At 76.2% G+C, this 1,621-nt stretch carries 1 protein-coding gene; it reads right to left on the bottom strand.

The window, feature by feature from the left end; all coding sequences use genetic code 11:
* Positions 1 to 1,621, bottom strand: a 1,621-nt coding sequence (locus tag AC5LUJ_RS17095) for an AAA family ATPase (RefSeq protein ID WP_493465285.1), incomplete at both ends; no start/stop codon positions are given.

A 1,621-nucleotide genomic window follows, 5' to 3' on the forward strand; every position in this document is an offset into this window, starting at 1 on the left:
CGGTGGTGCCATGCGGTGTACCAGTCGTCGACCACGGCGGCGAGCAGCTCGTCGCGGCTGTCGCACAGCCGGATCCGCCCGTCGGCGGCGAGGTGGTGCAGGGCGCGCCGGGCCGCGCCGGGTGTGGGGGTGCGTAGGCCGGTGAGGGCGGCGCGGACGGGTGCCATGGCCGGGCCGGCCTGGCGGTGCAGCACGGTCAGCTCGGGGGTGTCCGGGGTGGTGGCGACCAGGTGGGCGAACCAGCCGCCGGCGCCGACCGCGCCGAGCTGGGCGGGATCCCCCAACGCGATGATCACGGTGTGGGTGCGGGTGGCGTGGCGCAGGAGCCGTTCGGCGTGGCGGGTGTCGACGTGGGTGGCCTCGTCGAGGATGAGTACGGTGCCGGCCGGCCAGATGGTGGCCGGGTCGTCGGTGTGGTCGAGCAGGGTGAGCCAGCCGGCGACGACCCGGGCGGGAATGTTGAGCCGGTCGGCGAGCTGCTCGGTTTGCCGGCCGCCGTGGGCGGCGGCGAGGACGTGGTAGCCGGCGTCGGTGAGGATGGTGGTGACCAGCCGCATGGCCTCGGTCTTGCCGGAGCCGGCCGGGCCGATGACCGGCCGCACCAGATCGGTGGAGGTCAGGATGCGCCGGGCCAGCTCCACCTGTTCGGCCGACAGCCGCCGTGCGGACGGCCCGGACGGCTCGGCGCCGTCTCCGGTGGCGTGGCTGTCGCGGGTGGCCGGTGGGGGAGCGGCGGCGTCCGGGTCGGATGGCGCGCCTGCCGTGGTCGCGCCAGGATCGCGCGGCGCGTTCAGCGCGGTCGCGCCGTCCGGCGACGGAGCCGGCGCGCCGTGCGCGCCGCCGGGATCCGCCGCGGCGGTGGCCGCGGCGAGAAGCCGGTTCACCTGCTCCGGGGTGAGGAGACGGTGGGCGGGGCCGCCGTGGTCGATCCGGCCCTGGCGGGCCAGGGCGAGCACGCTGTCCTCGGCCTCGAGCAGGTCGAGGGTGGTGTAGACCGGTTCGGGTTGGCGCCGCCGGCGGGCGGCGGCGGTGTCGACGAGGACGATCCGCGGGTCGGCAAGCGTCCGCTCGGCGATGTCCGCTATGGCGTCGGGGTCGAGCCGGTCCCCGGCCCAGGCCGCGACCTGTTGGACGATCTCCCGGGCGGTGAACGTGGGGGTGTGGGCGGTCAGTCCGGCCGGGCCGGTCAGCCGGTCCGCCAGGTTGGCGATGTCCGCCGGGGTCGGCGGGTCGATGGTCCGGTCGATGCGGGCGCCGAGCGTGCGGACCTGCCCGGGTGTCCATCCGGCGTCGGTCAGCCGGGCGTGCTGGGCGGCGCGGACCTGGCCGTCGGCGAGAATTTTCTTCGGCGCTCTCGAGCCGCGTTGCGCCGCGGCCTTGGTCGCGCCCGAGGCGGTGAACCCGTCCGCGATGAGCGCGGCGAACTCCTCGTTGATTTCTCCGGTGCGGGTGGAGAACGCCTCCACCAGGCCGCGGGGGATGTTGGCCAGCTCGGCGACCCCGTTGCGGACCGGCCCCCAACGCAGCCCGCGGCGGCGGGACAGCTCGTGGCGCAGCGCGGCGGCGCCGAGGTAGCCGGCGGTTTTGACGTGGGCGAGGAACACCTCGCCGTCCACCGCCC

The organism is Protofrankia sp. CiP1_Cm_nod3 (assembly GCF_982290655.1).